The organism is Curtobacterium sp. NPDC090217, from assembly GCF_044746705.1.
Classification (GTDB): Bacteria; Actinomycetota; Actinomycetes; order Actinomycetales; family Microbacteriaceae; genus Curtobacterium.
Map to the genome: position 1 here is coordinate 1234264 of NZ_JBIVCR010000001.1, position 17238 is coordinate 1251501.

At 70.7% G+C, this 17238-nt stretch carries 16 protein-coding genes; 14 read left to right on the forward strand and 2 right to left on the reverse strand.

All coding sequences use genetic code 11. The features are described from left to right. Positions 1 to 4 precede the first annotated feature (4 nt). From ACIPJ2_RS06180 to ACIPJ2_RS06220, 9 genes are all read left to right on the forward strand, one after another. A complete protein-coding gene (locus tag ACIPJ2_RS06180) occupies positions 5 to 1408 on the forward strand; it encodes an MFS transporter (protein WP_402728026.1) in 1404 nt (467 codons plus the stop codon). A 54-nt stretch (positions 1409 to 1462) separates the two neighbouring features. After that, positions 1463 to 3631, forward strand: coding sequence for an ATP-dependent Clp protease ATP-binding subunit (locus ACIPJ2_RS06185; RefSeq protein ID WP_402728027.1), 2169 nt, complete (start codon positions 1463 to 1465; stop codon positions 3629 to 3631). Positions 3632 to 3714: 83 nt separating this feature from the next. Next, the gene (locus ACIPJ2_RS06190) at positions 3715 to 4269 is read left to right on the forward strand and encodes a DUF2231 domain-containing protein (protein WP_402728028.1); all 555 of its coding nucleotides are present in this window, start codon (positions 3715 to 3717) and stop codon (positions 4267 to 4269) included. Positions 4270 to 4354: 85 nt separating this feature from the next. Beyond that, positions 4355 to 5008 (forward strand): response regulator transcription factor, encoded by a 654-nt coding sequence (locus ACIPJ2_RS06195; protein ID WP_402728029.1) that lies wholly within the window; start codon positions 4355 to 4357, stop codon positions 5006 to 5008. 53 nt (positions 5009 to 5061) lie between these two features. Next, positions 5062 to 6135: a sensor histidine kinase gene (locus ACIPJ2_RS06200; protein WP_402728030.1), complete on the forward strand. Its 1074-nt coding sequence runs from the start codon at positions 5062 to 5064 to the stop codon at positions 6133 to 6135. A 53-nt stretch (positions 6136 to 6188) separates the two neighbouring features. Then, a complete protein-coding gene (locus ACIPJ2_RS06205; protein WP_402728031.1) occupies positions 6189 to 6692 on the forward strand; it encodes a hypothetical protein in 504 nt (167 codons plus the stop codon). Further along, positions 6692 to 7744: a peptidoglycan-binding protein gene (locus ACIPJ2_RS06210; RefSeq protein WP_402728032.1), complete on the forward strand. Its 1053-nt coding sequence runs from the start codon at positions 6692 to 6694 to the stop codon at positions 7742 to 7744. The genes ACIPJ2_RS06205 and ACIPJ2_RS06210 overlap by 1 nt, the downstream gene beginning before the upstream one ends. Before the next feature lie 2 nt (positions 7745 to 7746). Continuing rightward, positions 7747 to 8496: an ABC transporter ATP-binding protein gene (locus tag ACIPJ2_RS06215; protein ID WP_402728323.1), complete on the forward strand. Its 750-nt coding sequence runs from the start codon at positions 7747 to 7749 to the stop codon at positions 8494 to 8496. Further along, positions 8493 to 9677 carry an ABC transporter permease gene (locus ACIPJ2_RS06220; RefSeq protein ID WP_402728033.1) on the forward strand — a complete coding sequence of 395 codons (1185 nt, stop codon included), beginning with the start codon at positions 8493 to 8495 and terminating at the stop codon, positions 9675 to 9677. Before ACIPJ2_RS06215 ends, ACIPJ2_RS06220 begins: the two co-directional genes overlap by 4 nt. An 83-nt stretch (positions 9678 to 9760) precedes the next feature. Here ACIPJ2_RS06220 and ACIPJ2_RS06225 read toward each other — a convergent pair whose 3' ends face one another. Together ACIPJ2_RS06225 and ACIPJ2_RS06230 are read right to left on the reverse strand one after the other, a co-directional pair. Beyond that, positions 9761 to 10585, reverse strand: coding sequence for an SGNH/GDSL hydrolase family protein (locus tag ACIPJ2_RS06225; RefSeq protein ID WP_402728034.1), 825 nt, complete (start codon positions 10583 to 10585; stop codon positions 9761 to 9763). Between the two features lie 227 nt (positions 10586 to 10812). Next, positions 10813 to 11568, reverse strand: coding sequence for a DUF2071 domain-containing protein (locus ACIPJ2_RS06230; protein ID WP_402728035.1), 756 nt, complete (start codon positions 11566 to 11568; stop codon positions 10813 to 10815). Between the two features lie 232 nt (positions 11569 to 11800). Here ACIPJ2_RS06230 and ACIPJ2_RS06235 point away from each other — a divergent pair, with 232 nt between their 5' ends. The 5 genes from ACIPJ2_RS06235 to ACIPJ2_RS06255 all read left to right on the forward strand — a co-directional run bounded on the left by ACIPJ2_RS06235 (position 11801) and on the right by ACIPJ2_RS06255 (position 17180). Next, positions 11801 to 13126, forward strand: a complete 1326-nt coding sequence (locus ACIPJ2_RS06235) for a sugar ABC transporter substrate-binding protein (RefSeq protein ID WP_281266805.1) — start codon at positions 11801 to 11803, stop codon at positions 13124 to 13126. 3 nt (positions 13127 to 13129) lie between these two features. After that, positions 13130 to 14167, forward strand: coding sequence for a carbohydrate ABC transporter permease (locus ACIPJ2_RS06240; protein ID WP_402728036.1), 1038 nt, complete (start codon positions 13130 to 13132; stop codon positions 14165 to 14167). A 32-nt stretch (positions 14168 to 14199) separates the two neighbouring features. Continuing rightward, positions 14200 to 15033, forward strand: coding sequence for a carbohydrate ABC transporter permease (locus ACIPJ2_RS06245; RefSeq protein ID WP_402728037.1), 834 nt, complete (start codon positions 14200 to 14202; stop codon positions 15031 to 15033). 360 nt (positions 15034 to 15393) lie between these two features. Next, positions 15394 to 16182, forward strand: a complete 789-nt coding sequence (locus tag ACIPJ2_RS06250) for a DeoR/GlpR family DNA-binding transcription regulator (protein WP_402728038.1) — start codon at positions 15394 to 15396, stop codon at positions 16180 to 16182. Further along, positions 16179 to 17180, forward strand: coding sequence for a 1-phosphofructokinase family hexose kinase (locus ACIPJ2_RS06255; protein WP_402728039.1), 1002 nt, complete (start codon positions 16179 to 16181; stop codon positions 17178 to 17180). The genes ACIPJ2_RS06250 and ACIPJ2_RS06255 overlap by 4 nt, the downstream gene beginning before the upstream one ends. Positions 17181 to 17238 lie beyond the last annotated feature (58 nt).

Below are 17238 nucleotides of genomic sequence, written 5' to 3' on the forward strand. Positions count from 1 at the left end.
GCGCATGACCGATCCCGCCACCCCGGTGCACACCGCACCGCTCCGTGACGACCGCCGCGTGGTGCTGGTCGTCGCGATCCTGGCGTCCTTCGTGGTCGGGCTCGACTCCAGTGTCGTGAACGTCGCGTTGCCGGCCATCCGGCAGGAACTCGGCGGTGGGCTCGTCGTGCAGCAGTGGACCGTCGACGCGTACCTGGTCACGCTCGGGTCGCTGATCCTCGTCGCGGGCTCGCTCTCCGACCTGTTCGGCCGCGTCCGGATCATCACGTGGGGCCTCGTCGTGTTCGGGGTCGCATCGGTGCTGTGCGCGGTGGCGCCGACCGGTGCCGTGCTCATCGTGGCGCGGGCGTTGCAGGGCGTCGGTGGCGCGCTCGTCACCCCGAGCTCGCTCGCGCTCATCGTCGCGGCCTACCGGGGAGCGGCGCAGGCGAAGGCGATCGGATCGTGGACGGCATGGTCGAGCGCGGCTGTCATCGTCGGTCCGGTGATCGGTGGGCTCATCGTCGACGGCATCGGCTGGCGGTGGATCTTCGTCCTCACGGCGGTCCCCATCGCGGTGACGATCCCGCTCGTCCGCCGGATCTCGGGTGACGTCGTCGCCGGGCACCGCCCCCGCGTGGACGTGGTCGGCGCCGTGCTCGCGGTGGTCGGGGTCGGTGGGGTCGTGCTCGGGCTCATCGAGCAGGGGCGGCTCGGGTGGGGTGCGCCGACGGTGGTGGCCGCGCTCGTCATCGGCGGGCTGGCGCTCGTCGGGTTCGTGCCGTGGGAGCTCCGCGTCACCCGGGTGATCGGGGCACCGCTCGTCCCGCTGGAGTTGTTCCGCGCCCGGAACTTCGCGGTCGGCAACATCGCGACGCTCTCGATCTACGGAGCCCTCGGGATGGTCGGCTTCGTCGTCACGCTCTTCCTGCAGGAGGTGTGGGGGCTCCCGGCCTGGCTCGCCGGCCTCGCGACGCTGCCGCCCACGGTGCTCCTCCTGCTGCTCTCGACGACGGTCGGATCGTTCGCCGGGCGGTACGGTCCACGCTGGTTCATGGCTGCGGGACCAGCGGTCGCCGCGGTCGGGTCGCTCCTCATGGTCCTGGTCGGCAGCGAACCAGGCGCGTACTGGTACGCGGTGTTCCCGGGGCTCGTCCTCGTCGGTGTCGGGATCTCCCTGATGGTGACGCCGTTGACCAGCGCCGTGCTCGGCTCGGTGCCGCAGACCGAGGCGGGTGTCGGCTCAGCGGTGAACAACGCGATCGCCCGCATCGCGAGCCTGGTGATGGTGGCGCTCGCCGGCGTCGTGCTCGGCGGTGCGATGAGCGTCGGCGGGTTCCACCGCGCGGTGATCGTGATGGCGCTGCTGCTCCTGGCCGGATCCGTCGTCAGCGCCGTCGGGATCCGGAATACCCCTGCGCAGACGTAAGTTGAGTTGAGTAGACTCAAGTATCCGACAAAACCGAACGAAAGGACGGAACGCATGGCGAACCTCCAGGGCGCTCCTGACTCGCAAGAGCGTCAGAAGACCGCCCTCGAGCAGTACGGCGTCGACCTGACGGCCGTCGCTCGCAGCGGCAAGCTCGACCCCGTGATCGGCCGTGACGCCGAGATCCGCCGTGTCAGCCAGGTGCTGACCCGCCGCACCAAGAACAACCCCGTGCTCATCGGTGAGCCGGGCGTCGGCAAGACCGCCGTCGTCGAAGGACTCGCCCAGCGCATCGTCGCGGGTGACGTCGCCGACTCACTCAAGGACAAGCGACTCGTGTCGCTCGACATCTCCGCCCTCATCGCCGGCGCGAAGTACCGCGGCGAGTTCGAGGAGCGGCTCAAGGCCGTGCTCAAGGAGATCAACGACTCCGACGGGCAGGTCATCACCTTCATCGACGAGCTCCACACGCTCATGGGCGCCGGCGGCGGCGAGGGCTCCGTCGCGGCGTCGAACATGCTCAAGCCGATGCTCGCCCGCGGTGAGCTCCGGCTGATCGGCGCGACGACCCTCGACGAGTACCGCGAGTACATCGAGAAGGACGCGGCACTCGAACGGCGCTTCCAGCAGGTCTACGTCGGGGAGCCCAGCGTCGAGGACGCGGTGGCGATCCTCCGCGGGCTCAAGGAGCGCTACGAGGCGCACCACAAGGTCACCATCAACGACTCCGCGCTCGTGGCTGCGGCGAGCCTGTCGAACCGCTACATCTCCGGCCGACAGCTGCCCGACAAGGCGATCGACCTCATCGACGAGGCAGCGTCGCGGCTCCGCATGGAGATCGACTCCAGCCCGGTCGAGATCGACGAGCTGAAGCGGAACGTCGACCGGCTGCGCGTCGAGGAGTTCGCGCTCAAGCAGGAGAAGGACGACGCCTCGAAGGCCCGGCTCGAGACCCTGCGCACCGAGCTGCGCTCCCGAGAGGAACGTCTGGCGGCGCTCGAGCAGCGCTGGCAGGCGGAACGGGCGAGCCTCAATCGCATCGGTGAACTCAAGCAGCAGCTCGACGACCTCAACATGCGCAGTCAGCGCGCGCAGCGGGAAGCCGACTACGCGACCGTGTCGCGGCTGGAGTACGCGGAGAAGCCCCGGATCGAAGCCGAGCTCGCCGCGGCCGAACAGGCCGAGTCGGCGGACCGCATGGTGAACGACAGCGTCACCGACGAGGACATCGCCGCGGTCATCGCGCAGTGGACCGGCATCCCCGTCGGCCGGCTGCTGCAGGGCGAGACCGAGAAGCTCCTGCACCTGGAGACCGAACTCGGCCGCCGGATCATCGGGCAGCGCACCGCCGTGGCCGCCGTGTCCGAAGCCGTCCGACGCACCCGTGCCGGCATCTCGGACCCCGACCGCCCGACCGGCTCGTTCCTGTTCCTCGGCCCGACCGGCGTGGGCAAGACCGAGCTCGCGAAGGCCCTCGCGGAGTTCCTCTTCGACGACGAGAAGGCCCTCGTCCGCATCGACATGAGCGAGTACGGCGAGAAGCACTCCGTCGCCAGGCTCATCGGCGCCCCGCCCGGGTACGTCGGCTACGAGGCCGGCGGGCAGCTCACCGAAGCCGTCCGTCGTCGCCCCTACTCGGTGATCCTGCTCGACGAGGTCGAGAAGGCGCACCCCGAGGTGTTCGACGTGCTGCTCCAGGTGCTCGACGACGGCCGTCTGACCGACGGGCAGGGCCGCACGGTCGACTTCCGGAACACGATCATGGTGTTGACGTCGAACCTCGGCTCGCAGTTCACGACCGACATGTCCCTGACCGAGGACCAGCGCCAAGAGGCCGTCCGCGAGCTCGTGCAGCAGGCCTTCCGTCCCGAGTTCATCAACCGGCTCGACGACATCGTGGTGTTCCAGGCGCTCACCGCGGAGGACCTCGGGCAGATCGTCTCGCTCTACGTCGACCGGCTCGCGAAGCGCCTGTCCGGTCGGCGGCTCGAGCTCGCCGTCACCCCCCAGGCACGCGGATGGCTCGCCGAGCGCGGGTACGACCCCGTGTACGGCGCGCGGCCACTGCGTCGCCTCATGCAGCGGCAGATCGACGACCAGCTCGCGCGGGCGATCCTCGCGGGGGACGTGCGCGACGGCGACACCGTCCGCGTGGACGTCGCCGAGGGCGGCGACGCCCTGACGGTGGAGCCGTTCGAACTGGCGGAGATCGTCGAGGAGTAGTCGCGGCTCGGCGCGCGACTGACGGGAGGTCCGTCACCGGTTCCTGGGACCGGTGACGGGCCTTCCGGCCTACGTTCACCCCCATGCCCGAGATCCGCGCGCTCCGTCGCCTCACCGAGTCCATCGAGCACGCGAGCGTGCTCGACACGGCCGTCGACATCGACCGGAAGGTGGTCGAGGTCCTCGCGAAGCCCGAGGGGCTCCGCCGGCTGCTGCACGGCGTGCCGTTCGGGCACCCGATCCACCCGCTGATGGTGCAGGTCCCGCTCGGGGCGTGGATCTCCGCGGCGGTGCTCGACCTGCTCGGCGGGAAGGGCAACGCGAAGGCCGCGAAGACCCTCGTCGGCGTCGGACTCGTGTCGTCGGGCAGCGCCAGCGTCGCCGGGTACGTCGACTGGTCGGAACTCGACCGGGAGCAGCTCCGCACGGGGTGGGTGCACCAGGCCGTGAACTGGGTCGGCATCTCGCTCTACGGGTTCTCGTGGCTGCAGCGGAAGCGCGGCAACCACGGCGCGGGGAAGCTCCTCGGGTTCGCCGGACTGGCGGTGGTGGGTGTCGGCGGGTACCTGGGTGGGCACCTGGCCTACCGGCAGCGCGCCGGGGTGAGTGTGCAGGGCGAGGTCCCGTTCGAGGCCTGACGCAACAGCCGCGAAACACCGCGCCGCGAAGAATCGGGACATGCCGTCCCGGTCCACGCATAGCAATGTCGTATGCAATACACGTATGCGCGTGCTCGTGGTGGACGATGAGATCGCCCTGGCCGACCTGGTCGCGAAGGGTCTGACCCGGCAGGACATGGCCGTCGACGTCGCGTACCGCGGCGACCACGCGGACGAGCTCCTGGCGGTGAACGACTACGACGTCGTCGTGCTCGACCGGGACGTCCCCGGGATGCACGGGGACGAGGTTGCCCGACGGGTCGCCGCGCGCGGCGGGCTGACCCGCATCCTCATGCTCACCGCGGCGTCGACGTTGTCCGACCGGGTGCACGGCCTGGAGCTCGGCGCCGACGACTACCTCACCAAGCCGTTCGAGTACCCGGAGCTCGTGGCCAGGGTCCGGGCACTCGGGCGACGATCGGTGACCGCGGTCGCCCCCGTGCTCGAACGCGGGGGGATCCAACTCGACACGAATCGGCGGATCGCCACCAGGGACGGTCGACCGCTCGACCTGGCCGCGAAGGAGTTCGGCATCCTGGAGACCCTGCTGCGGGCCGACGGCCGGATCGTCTCCGCCGAGGAGCTGCTGGAGAAGGTCTGGGACATGAACGTCGACCCGTTCACCTCGGCCGTGCGGGTGACGATGTCCAAGCTCCGGCGGAAGCTCGGGGAGCCCGATCCCATCAGGACCGTGCCCAGCGCCGGGTACGCCCTGTGAGGCGCTCGCTCACCATCCGCGCTCGAACAGCGTTCGCGTTCGCCCTGGCGTCGATGGTCATCACGACCGCCGTGCTCGCGTTCGTGAACTTGGCGTCCCAGCGGTCCTTCGCCCTCGCTGTGCCGGGGGTCGAGCCGTTGGCGCCCCCGGCGACGCCGGTCGACCCGAGCCGGTTCCACGGCTCCGGCAGCGAGCTGTCGATCGTCGCCCAGGTCGCGACCCTGCAGTGGCAGTGGTCGGCGGTCGGCGTCGTCGCCGCGGGACTCCTCGCCGGAGCCCTCGGGTGGTTGGTCAGTCGACGGATGCTCCGGCCGATCGACCGCATCACCGACACCACGAAGAGGATCTCCGGGGCGAACCTGCACGAGCGGATCGACCTCGACGGGCCGGACGACGAACTCCGTCGGCTGTCGCGCACCATCGACGCGCTGCTCGACCGGCTCGAGACCGCGTTCGAGAGCCAGCGGCGGTTCGTCGCGCAGGCGTCGCACGAGCTCCGGACGCCGCTGGCGGTCCAGCGCGCGGCGCTCCAGATCGGTCTGCCGGACGATGCCGGTCCCGACGAGATCGCGACGACGCGGCGGGAGCTGCTCGACCAGAACCGGCGGACCGAGCACCTCGTGGAGAGCCTGCTCGTCCTCGCCGAGGCCGACCGTGGCCTCGACGACCGCCGCGTCCCCGTCGACCTGGCGGGCATTGCAGACGAGGTGACCGCGGGGTTCGTGGACGCCGCTCGCGCCGCGGGTGTGACGGTGACCTGCGAGACGCACACCGAGCCTCCCGGCTCCGGGGCGACCGTCGTGACCGGTGAGCCCATGCTCGTCGGCCAGGTGCTGTCGAACCTCGTCGACAACGCGCTCGAGTACAACCAGCCCGGAGGCTTCGTCCGGGTCGTGACCGACGCTGGCGGCATCACCGTCGAGAACTCGGGGGCGGCGGTACCCGCGGACTCCGTTGCCGCGCTGACCGAGCCCTTCCGCCGCCTCGGCACTGACGGGAGTCGCCAGCACAGCGGGCTCGGGCTGTCCATCGTGGCCGCAGTGGTGCGCGCGCACGGATGGCAACTGTCGGTGGCCGCACGCGAGGACGGCGGGCTCCGGGTGCACGTCGGTGTTTCGTCGATGTGACCTCGCCGGTACCGTCGCCGCAACATCCGGGCTGATGTCCTGGGATCATGAACATGACATTCACGACTCTTCGCTCCCGTTCCGCGGTCGCCGTCCTCGCCGGGCTCCTCCTCCTGCCCGGGCTGCTCACCGCCTGCAGCTCGACGCCGTCCTCTGATTCGACCTCCGCCGCTGGTGCCTCGAAGAACTCGGGAGCAGTGGAGCTTGCCTCCTGCATGCGCGACAAGGGCTACGACATGGAAGACCCGTCTGCTGGGGCCGTGAACCTCTCCCCGCCCGACGGCGTCGACGCCGACCAGTGGCGCAGCGACCTCGTCGCGTGCACCGGTGACGGCAAGGCCCCAGGCGAAGCCAACGTCGCCAAGCCGATGCCGGGCATGGAGGACATGGCGCGCGCCATGGCCGAGTGCATGCGCGACAACGGTTTCTCTGACTACCCGGACGATCAGGGCGACCAGGTGTCCTACACGCCGAGCGGGGACGCGAGCACCTTTGCCGACGTCGAGCAGACTTGCGGCGAGAAGGCGTACGCATCGATGCAGAAGCCGAGCAACTGATGCGTCGCATCACCACGCGCACGATGGTCGCCTCGGCCTGCCTGGTCGCCGTCCTCGGCGTAGGTATCGGGACCTGGGCGGTGCTCGGTACCTCGTCGGACTCGTCGGCGTCGGCCTCGACGGACGAGCGACACGGGAAGCACGCGACCGCCAGCGTCATGCAGGGCGATCTCACCGACACACGGACCTTCGCTGGCACGCTCGGCTACGGCGCTGCGACCGGCGTCCCGGGTACGGCGCCGGGCACGCTGACGTGGCTCCCGAAGCCCGGCGACGTCATCGAGCGGGACCAGCCGCTGTACGCCCTCGACGAGCGGCCGGTCCGGGCGATGTACGGCACGACGCCGCTCTGGCGCGACCTGCACCGTGGGCTCCGCGGCGCGGACGTGCAGCAGCTCAACGAGAACCTCGCGGCGCTCGGGTATGGACTCTCGGTCGACGACACCTTCGGCCGTCGTACCGCCGCGGCCGTCGAGCGGTGGCAGCGGGACCGCGCACTGACGGTCACCGGCACCATCACCGCGGGTGACGTTGCCTTCGTCAACGGCCCCGTCCGGATCGCCGGGGTCGACGGGGTGCTCGGGCAGGCCCCGTCGGGCGATGTCCTGTCGGTCACGAGCACGAACCGGGTGGTCACGGCGTCCGTGGCCCAGCGCGACGCCGAGCAGCTCGCCGTCGGCATCGACGTCGACGTCCGCGTCAACGGTGCTGGCGATCAGATGCCCGGCAGGGTCGTCAACGCCGTGCCCGCGGCTTCGGAGGACGGGCCCGCGACGGTCGACGTCACCATCGAGTTCGATGCGGGCGACCGCACGCTGCCCGCCGCCGCCGCCGTGCAGGTCGAGGCCCGGGGGCGCACCGAGCAGGGCGTCCTCTCGGTGCCCGTCGCGGCGCTCGTCGCCCGCGGGACGTCCGGCGGGTACGCCCTCGACGTGGTGCGCCGCGACGGCACGACCAAGCGCGTGCCGGTCACGGCGGGGTTCGTGGCGGGCGGTCGCGTGGCCGTCACCGGGGCCATCGCGGCCGGGGCCCACGTGGTGGTGCCCTCGTGAGCATCGCGTCCGTCCTGGCACTGCGCGCCGTCACGAAGTCGTACGGCGACGTCGCGGCGCTCCGCGGGGTGTCGCTCGACGTCGCGGCGGGGGAGCTCGTCGCCGTCGTCGGGCCATCGGGTTCGGGCAAGTCGACCATGCTGAACATCGTCGGGACGCTCGACCGGCCGACGTGGGGCACCGTGACCATCAGCGGCAACGACGTCAGCGGCATGTCCGACGACGCCCTCTCCGCACTCCGCGCTGACCACATCGGCTTCGTGTTTCAGCACTTCCACCTGCAGGCCGGGGCGACCGCGGCCGAGAACGTGGCCGACGGCCTGCTCTACGCGGGCGTGGGCCGCCGCGCGCGGAAGGAGCGAGCGGTCGCCGCCCTGCAGCGGGTCGGACTCGGCCACCGCGTCGACCACCGGCCGCCGCAGCTGTCCGGCGGTGAGAAGCAGCGCGTCGCCATCGCACGGGCGATCGTCGGCGACCCGACCATCCTGCTCGCGGACGAACCCACCGGGGCGCTCGACACCGCGTCCGGAGCCGCGGTCCTCGGGCTGCTGCGCGAGCTCAACGCCGCCGGGACGACAGTGCTCGTCATCACCCACGACCTCGAGCTCGCCGCCTCCATGCCGCGGCAGGTGCGGATGCGCGACGGGGCCGTGGAGGAGGACTCCGCTGTCACCGGGCGACCCGCGGACGACGCAGCGTCGCTCGGTGCCGCCATCGTCCGGGACGGCGTCGTGGGCGGGATCACACGATGAGCCGGGGGGCCTTCGGCGCCGGCGACCTGCTCCGACTCGGCATGTTCGGACTCCGGACCAGACCGACCCGCGTCGTGCTGTCGGCGCTGGGCATCGCCATCGGCATCGCGGCGATGATCGCGGTCGTCGGAATCTCGTCCTCGAGCAAGGCGGCGGTCGACCGGGTGCTGGACGCGCTCGGGACGAACGTGCTGACGACCACGCAGGCGCAGGGGTTCGGCGACGTGCCGCCGCTGCCCGACTCGGCCGTGCCGTCGGCGCTCCGGCAGGACGTCGTCGAGGACGCCGCCGGCGTAGGGAGCGTCCCGGACGCACACGTCTACCGGAACGACCGCGTCCCCGCGGCGGAGACCAAGGGCCTCGGCGTCATGGGGGTGTGGGGCGAGGTGCCTGCCGTGCTCGGCGGCCAGCTCGCCTCCGGACGGTGGGTCGACCCGGCGCCGTCCGCTCCGGCGCAGGTCGTCCTCGGCGCCGGAGCCGCTCGGGCGCTCGGCATCGACGAAGCCGGACCGGACACCGCCGTGTGGATCGGCGGCCAGTGGGTGCAGGTCGTCGGGATCCTGGAGCCGATCGCGCTCGCCGAGGACCTCGACGACCAGGTCTTCGTGCCGCGCGGGCTCGCCGAGTCGCTCGGGTTCGACGGACACCCCACGGCGGTCTACACGCGGGTCGACCAGGACCGGGTGTCGGCGGCGCGGGACCTGCTCGCCGCGGCGATCAGTCCGGGGCGGCCGCAGGACGTCGGAGTCACGCGGCCGTCTGACGCCCTCGCCGCCAAGAGCGCGACCGACGACTCCTTCACCGGGTTGCTCGTCGGCATCGGCGGGGTCGCGCTGCTCGTCGGCGGCATCGGTGTCGCGAACACGATGGTGATCACGGTGCTCGAACGTCGGGCGGAGGTCGGTGTCCGTCGGGCGCTCGGGGCACGTCGGCGGAACATCCGGGACCAGTTCCTCGTCGAGTCGCTGCTGCTGTCGCTCCTCGGCGGTGTTGCCGGTGTGGCGATCGGAGTCGGTGTGACCATCGTCTTCGCCCTCGCGCAGGGGTGGCCGGTCGCGATCCCGGTCTGGGCCGTCGCGGGCGGTCTCGGCGCGACGGTCGTCATCGGCGGGATCTCCGGGCTCTACCCGGCGGCGCGCGCCGCGCGCATCCCGCCGACCTCGGCGCTGGCAGCCGTGTAGGGCAGTGGACGCAACGACCTGGAGGCCCGGTGCCGGTCCGACGGACCGGCACCGGGCCTCCAGGCTGGTCGCGTCCAGATCCGTCAGCCGACCCCGACGGCGCTCGCCACCAGGTCTGCCATCCCGGCGTGGCCGCGAGTGTTCGGGTGGACCAGCGTGTCGGTGCCGTCTGCGCCCTGCATGCCCTCGATCCAGCGGGTGACGGGGTCGCTGCAGACGTCGTGGCCCGCGCTGGCGTCCGTCGGGTCGACGAACACGACGCCGTGCGCGACGCTCTGTGCGCCGATGCCGAGGTTGAGGCGTTCCTCGGCCAGGTGGAAGAACGGCAGGTCGGCGCGGGCCACGCGGGAGAACTGCGTCGGCTCGTTCCACGTGCACTGCTGCGGGTCGGTCGGGGCGAGCTGCGGGTAGCCGACGGTGACGATCGTCGCGTTCGGGGCCGCGGCCCGGACCGCTTCGAGCATGTCGCCGTACTCGGACAGGACGTCGGCGAGCTTCGTCTCGAGCGTCGTGCCGAGTCGGCCGCTCTCGACGTCCGCCTTGTAGAACGTCGTGCACGGGGTGCCAGGGCGCTCCGAACCGATGCCGCCGACGGCGAGACAGGTGCCGAGGATCGTGCCGAAGCCCAGGGAGTTGCCGGAGAGGCCGATCGTGACGACCTCGGTGCGGTCGGACAGCGCCTCGAGCTGCGGGGCGACCGGATCCGTGCCGGCAGGCGGGACCTGGGACTCCCAGACGTGCTTCGTCTCGGCGCCGACGCACGACACGTTCACGAGCTCGAGGTCCGGTCGAGCGGCCGCGTGGGCGACGACCGGGTAGGAGCCGCTCGTGCGGAGGCAACCGTCCCTGGGTTCGAGCTGGTCGCCGGCGAAGAACCCGGCTGTGTAGGAATCGCCGAGACCGCCCACTCCCCGCGTTCAGCGGCTGCGGGCTCCGCGGCTGTCGCTGCGGGCTGCGCGGCTGTCGCTGCGGTGCCCCCGGCGAGGAGGCTCGCGCCGAGGAGGGCGGTGGTCGTGGCGAGGGCGAAGGACTTGTGCATCACGTCTCCTTTCGTCGTCGCAGCGGTGCGACGACTGACGTGTGATATGCAACACCCGACGTTTCACGGAGTCAACGTGATATCAACCTTCCGGGATCAGGCCGCGGGCCAGCGCTCCGTGCCCCACGTCACGGGCACGTTCCGCATGAGCAGCACGTCCGAGAACTCGGCGCTGTCGCGGGGGAGTGCGTCGATGAACGACGAGTGCACGCGGTGCGCCCGGGCCGGGGAGACCCGCCATGCGTCCGTGCGGAGCTCGAGGCCCTCGAGTGCGCCGCGGTGGTCGGGGGACCAGCCGGTGCTCCCGGCGCGGAAGAAGTCGGATGCCTGGTCCATGTCGCGGAAGACGCTGCTCGTCCAGCGATGCGCCGGGACGCGCTCGACGTCGACGTCGGCCTCGGCGTCGGCGGCGTCGAAGCCGACACGGAACCGCTCCTCGTCCTCGTCGACGTCGAAGCGGGCGTGCTGGTGCACGCCGGGCATCACCCGCCCGCCGAGTGCGACCGGCACCCACGACGCGCTGTAGCGCTTCGAGATGTACACGCCACGACGGACTCCGGTCGGTCCGTCCCACTCGACGGCGATGCGGTGCGCGGCGTTCTCGGCACCCCACGCGATCCCGCGAGGAACCCAGCGTGGTCGGAGGCCGGCCATGCGCAGCAGGCAGACGCCGGCGACCGCCGATCCGTCGACGAGCTGCGGGCGGAGGCCGTCCGGCAAGACGCGATGGAGTGCGGTCGGGTCGACCCGGAAGTTCACCAGGAGCCGACGATCGATGCGGGCGACGATGCCGGCGCGGGACGGGGTCGTCGTGGTCGGTTTCGTCGACGCCTTGTGCGCTGCGGTGGTCACCCGTCGGATGCTAGCCCCCGCGCGGGGCGAGCGCCAGGGGGTGGAATGGTGCCTGGTCATGACCAGTTCGTCAAGCAATCGGCAGGATTCGTTCGATATCCGTTATCCCCCGGAAACATGCGGATCATCGGTCTCCACAGGCAGGAAATCGGAGGTTGACAACCCCGCCCCGAGGGTCTTTCATTGCCATTACGCAACGTCCTTTCATAAAGGTCGGACCAAGGGAGTCAACGTGACACGCACGCGATTCGCCGCACTCGGTGCGCTCGGCCTGGCGGCCGCGCTCGCCCTCGCCGGGTGCTCTGCCGGAAGCAACGGAGCTTCCGACAGCGGAACGAAGTCCATCGGCACACCCGATGGCAAGGGCAAGACCCTCAACGTCTGGATCATGAACGGCGACCTCAGCCCGAAGATCCTCGACGTCGCCGAGAAGCAGTTCACGAAGGCCACCGGCGCCAAGGTGAAGCTCCAGCTGCAGCAGTGGGACGGCATCACCACGAAGCTGACCACCGCCCTCGCCCAGAAGGACGCGCCGGACATCGTCGACCTCGGCAACACCCAGGTGCCGGTGTACGCCGCGACGGGTGGGCTGATGGACCTCAGCCCGTACAAGAAGGAACTGGCCGACGGGCAGACCTGGCTCTCCGGGCTCGAAGGGCCCGCGACCGTCGACGGCAAGCTCTACGGCGCACCGCTCTTCGCGGGCAACCGTGCGGTCATCTACAACAAGAAGACCTGGGCGGACGCCGGGGTGACCGGGACGCCGAAGTCGTACGAGGAGCTCACCGCCGACCTCGACAAGGTCAAGGCGAAGAACCCCGCTGCGGACTTCTCGGCGTTCTACATGCCGGGGCAGTACTGGTACGGCGGCCTGCAGTGGGTGTGGGACGCCGGTGGACAGATCGCCACCGAGAAGGGCGGCAAGTGGACCGGGGCGATCGACTCCGCCGACGCCGTCAAGGGACTGACCGCCTGGAAGGACTTCCAGAACGCCTACTCGGCGAAGTCCACGCAGGACATCAACACCGACAAGCCGGCCGAGTCCGACGTCTTCGCGCAGGGCAACACCTCCGCGATCCTCGGTTCGGCGTGGGAGATCGGCTCGATCACCACGGCGAAGCCGGAGCTCAAGGACCAGATCGGCACGTTCGCGATGCCGTCGGCTACCGAGGGCAAGACCCAGCCGGTGTTCCTCGGCGGCTCGGACCTCGGCATCCCGTCGAAGTCGGCGAACCAGGACCTCGCGTTGTACTACATGAAGATCCTGACCTCGAAGAAGTTCCAGCAGGACCAGGTCTTCGGCGTCGACGGGTGGGAGCCGAACTCCACGCAGCTGCTCGACTCGGTGGCGGCAGACGTGGACGAGCTCCACAAGCCGTACTTCGCCGCAGCCGGCACGAGCCGCCCGACCCCGGCGACGCCCGGGTGGGCGACCATCGAGGGCGACGCGTCATTCCAGTCGATGTTCGCGGACATCGCGACGGGCCGGAAGACGCCGGAGGAATCCGCGAAGGACTTCTCGAAGCACCTCACCTCGGCGCTCAACGCGAGTCTGTAGTCGATGACCTCGACCGCTGACACGGCGACCGGTTCGGCACCTGCCGGGCCGGTCGCCGGCGCCGGGCAACCGCCCGTCGCCGGCCGGGTCCCCGGGTCCGGCCGGACCGGACGGTCCGGCCGCCCGCCCCGCCCCCGTCGTCGCTCCGTCGGCGCTTCGCGCGCACCCCTCGTGCTGCTCGCACCGGCCGCGGTGCTCCTGCTGGCGCTCGTCGTCTACCCGCTCGTCCGGCTCATCGTCATCTCCTTCCAGGAGTACGGCCTGCGGGCGATCTTCACCGGGCAGGCCGGGTTCGCCGGTCTCACGAACTACACGAACGTCCTGACCGACGGCAGCTTCTGGCCGGTCATCCTGCGCACGATCGTCGTCACCGCGTCGATGGTGATCGGCACGCTCGTCATCGGGATGGGGGTGTCGCAGCTGCTCACGCGGCTCGGGGTCGCGATGCGGACGATCGTCAGCGTCGTCCTCGTGCTGGCGTGGGCGATGCCGAACGTCGCCTCGAGCCTGGTCTGGCAGTGGCTGTTCCAGCCCTTCTACGGCGTGCTGAACTGGCTGATCACGCAGATGCGGGTCTTCGGCGACCACACCCAGGACAACTGGGCGTCGCACCCGGGACAGGCGTACACGATCGTCCTGACCCTGGTGATCTGGCAGGCGGTGCCGTTCGTCGCCCTGACGCTCTACGCGGCACAGTCGCAGATCGCGCCGGAGTACTACGAAGCCGGGTCGCTCGACGGCGCCTCGGCGTGGGCCATGTACCGCGCGATCACGCTGCCGGCACTCGCCCCGACGCTGCTCCTCGTGACGATCCTCTCGGTGATCTGGGACTTCAACGTGTTCAACCAGATCTGGCTCCTCACCAGGGGCGGGCCTGAGGACGCGACGCTCACGCTCGGCGTCTGGACCTTCGTGAAGTCCTTCGTCTCGAACGCCTACGGGCAGGGCGCGGCGATCGCGGTCATCTCGACGGCGATCCTCGGCGTGCTCACCAGCTACTACATCCGCCGGCTCATCCGGAGCGGGGAGGAAGACCTGTGACGGCTCCAGCTGTTCGACCCGAAGCGCGCCAGGTGCGCCAGCGCAAGCGGAAGCCCCGCGTGCTCGCCAACACCATCGCAGTGGTGTTCTGCCTGGTGTGGGTGTTCCCGATCTACTGGATGCTGAACACCGCGTTCAAGCCGGCGGACGAGGTCACCACCCTCACGCCGATCTGGGCACCCATCCACCCGACGATCGAGAACTTCACCAGGGCGCTCACGCAAGAGGGCTTCCTGGGCTACCTCCGGAACTCCGCGATCGTCGTGGTCGCCGCGGTGCTGCTGTCGATCGTCGTCGGCTTCCTGGCGTCGGCGGCGCTGTCCCGGTTCCGGTTCAAGGGGCGCCGGGCCATCCTCGTGGGCATCCTCTTCGTGCAGATGATCCCGTCGGGCGCGCTGCTCATCCCGCTGTTCCTGTCGTTCCAGTCCCTCGGGCTGCTCAACAGCTACATCGGGCTGATCCTGGCGTACGTCGCGAGCGTGCTGCCGTTCTCGATCTGGGTCATGCGCGGCTTCTTCGTCGCAGTCCCGGTGGAGATCGAAGAGGCGGCGAAGACCGACGGCGCGGGCACCTTCCGCATCCTGTGGAGCGTGCTGTTCCCGCTCGTGATGCCCGGGGTCATCGCGACGAGCGTGTTCGCGTTCATCGCCGCGTGGAACGACTACCTGACCGCCTACGTGATGCTCAAGGACCAGTCGATGTACACGCTGCCGGTCTGGCTCGCGGGCTTCTCGACGAACAAGGGAACGGACTTCGGCGGGCTCATGGCGGCGAGCGTGCTGTTCAGCCTGCCGGTCGTGGTGTTCTTCCTCATCGTGCAGCGTCGTCTGGTCAGCGGCATGACGGCCGGCGCTGTGAAGGGGTAACGCCGGACGAGACGGACGGGAGGCTCGGTGCCAGCTGGCACCGAGCCTCCCGTCCGTCGTTCCCGTCCGTCGTCCCTGTTCCCGTTCGTCTTTCCTGTTCTCGTTCTCGGTCTCGATCGGCGACCGGTCACGACACCCCGTCCGTGATTGCCGAGCGGTCGAAGATCGTCGGCCGTGCGGCACTGGGGCGACGATTCTCGACCACTCGTCGGATCTGAGCGGTGTGTTGTGACCGGCCGGGAGCTGGAGCGGGAGCAGGCGCACGCCTGCGGGTGTGTGGGATCGAAGACGAAACACTTGCGTTTGTGTTGGGTGTGGACGTACAGTTCCTGAAACCAACGCGAACGAAGGAGTTCGGTCATGTACGCAACCGAGCGGCACGATGCGATCGCCGCCGAGCTGCAGTCGGCAGGGCGGGTCTCCGTCGCCGACCTCGCCGAGCACTTCGACGTCACGACCGAGACCGTCCGGCGTGACCTCGACGCGCTCGAGTCGGCAGGGGTCCTCCGCCGGGTGCACGGGGGAGCGGTCCCGGTCGGACGCTCCAGCGTGGTCGAGCTCACCGTCGCCGAGCGCGAGGGGCAGCACGGGTCCGCCAAGTCCGCGATCGCCCGGGCCGCGATGCGCCTCGTGCCGCCGACCTTCACCGGGTCCATCGCCCTCGACGCGGGTACGACCTGCGCCGCTGTCGCGACCGAACTCGCACGGTGGGAGCCTGCGGAGTCCGGCGCGACGATCACGGTCATCACGAACTCCGTCCCCATCGCCGCGACCCTGCAGCACAGCGAGCACGTCGAGCTGCACCTGCTCGGCGGCCGCGTGCGCGGGGTGACGAGCGCCGCGGTCGGGACCGCCACCGTCGAGCAGATCGGCGCGCTGCGTCCCGACATCGCCTTCGTCGGCACGAACGGGCTCTCCGCGGGGTTCGGCCTGAGCACCCCGGACGAGTACGAGGCCGCCGTGAAGGCCGCGTACGTGCTCGCCGCACGGCGGAGCGTCGTCCTCGCGGATGCCGCGAAGCACGGCGTCGAGGCGCTCATGCGGTTCGCCCGGCTCGACGAGGTCGACACGATCGTCACCGACGAGCAGCCCCCAGCCGACCTCGCCGGAGCGCTCACCGACGCCGACGTCGAGGTGGTCGTGGCATGAACGAGTCCAGCACGCGCATCGTCACGGTGACGCCGAACCCGTCGCTCGACCGCACGATCGAGCTCGCCGGTGAACTGCAGCGCGGTTCGGTGCAGCGCGCCACGCGGTCGACCGCGGAGCCGGGCGGCAAGGGCGTCAACGTCTCCCGTGTCGTCGTCGCCAGCGGCGGGGACACGATCGCGGTCCTGCCCGGGGACGAGCTCGACCCGGTCCTGCTCGGCCTCGCCACCCGAGGCATCCCGACCGCCGCGCTGCCGATCGGCGCACCGCTCCGGTCCAACGTCACCGTCACCGAGCCGACCGGGACGACCACGAAGCTCAACGAGCCCGGGCCGTCCCTCGCCGGACGCCTCGACGAGCTCGCGGCGCTGGTCGCCGACACCGCGGACGTCACCGCCACCGGACCCCGTGCCCGGTGGGTCGTCCTCGCCGGATCGCTCCCGCCCGGTCTACCGGACGACGCACTCGCCGTCCTCGTGCGGGCCGTCCGCGAGCGGCACGGCGACGACGTCCGGATCGCCGTCGACTCGTCCGGCGTGCCGTTCACCGCGCTGCTGCAGTCCGGCGAGCGGATCGACCTCGTCAAGCCGAACGCCGAGGAGCTCGCCGAGATCGTCGGCGGGGACCCGGACGAGTACGAACGCGACCACGAGCTCGCGGCAGCGGCAGCCGAACGGCTCCGCGACCGTGGTGTGGACACCGTCCTGCTCACCCTCGGCAGCGCCGGCGCGATCCTGATCGGGCCGGAGGGCTCGTTCGCCGCGGCGGCACCCCGGATCGTCGCCCGCTCGACCGTGGGCGCGGGTGACTCCTCCCTGGCTGGTTACCTGCTCGCCGAGGTCGCCGGTCGGCCGCCGGAGGAGCGGCTCGCACAGGCCGTCGCGACGGGGGCTGCGGCAGCCGCGCTCCCGGGCAGCGACGTCCCGGCGCTCGACCACACCGACCCGGGTGCCGTCACCGTCACCCGTCTCCGTCAGACAGCGGCACCCGCCGCCTGACCGTCCCACCGCACCACATCACCGCCAACAGCACCGCAACCCGAACCACAGCGAACCC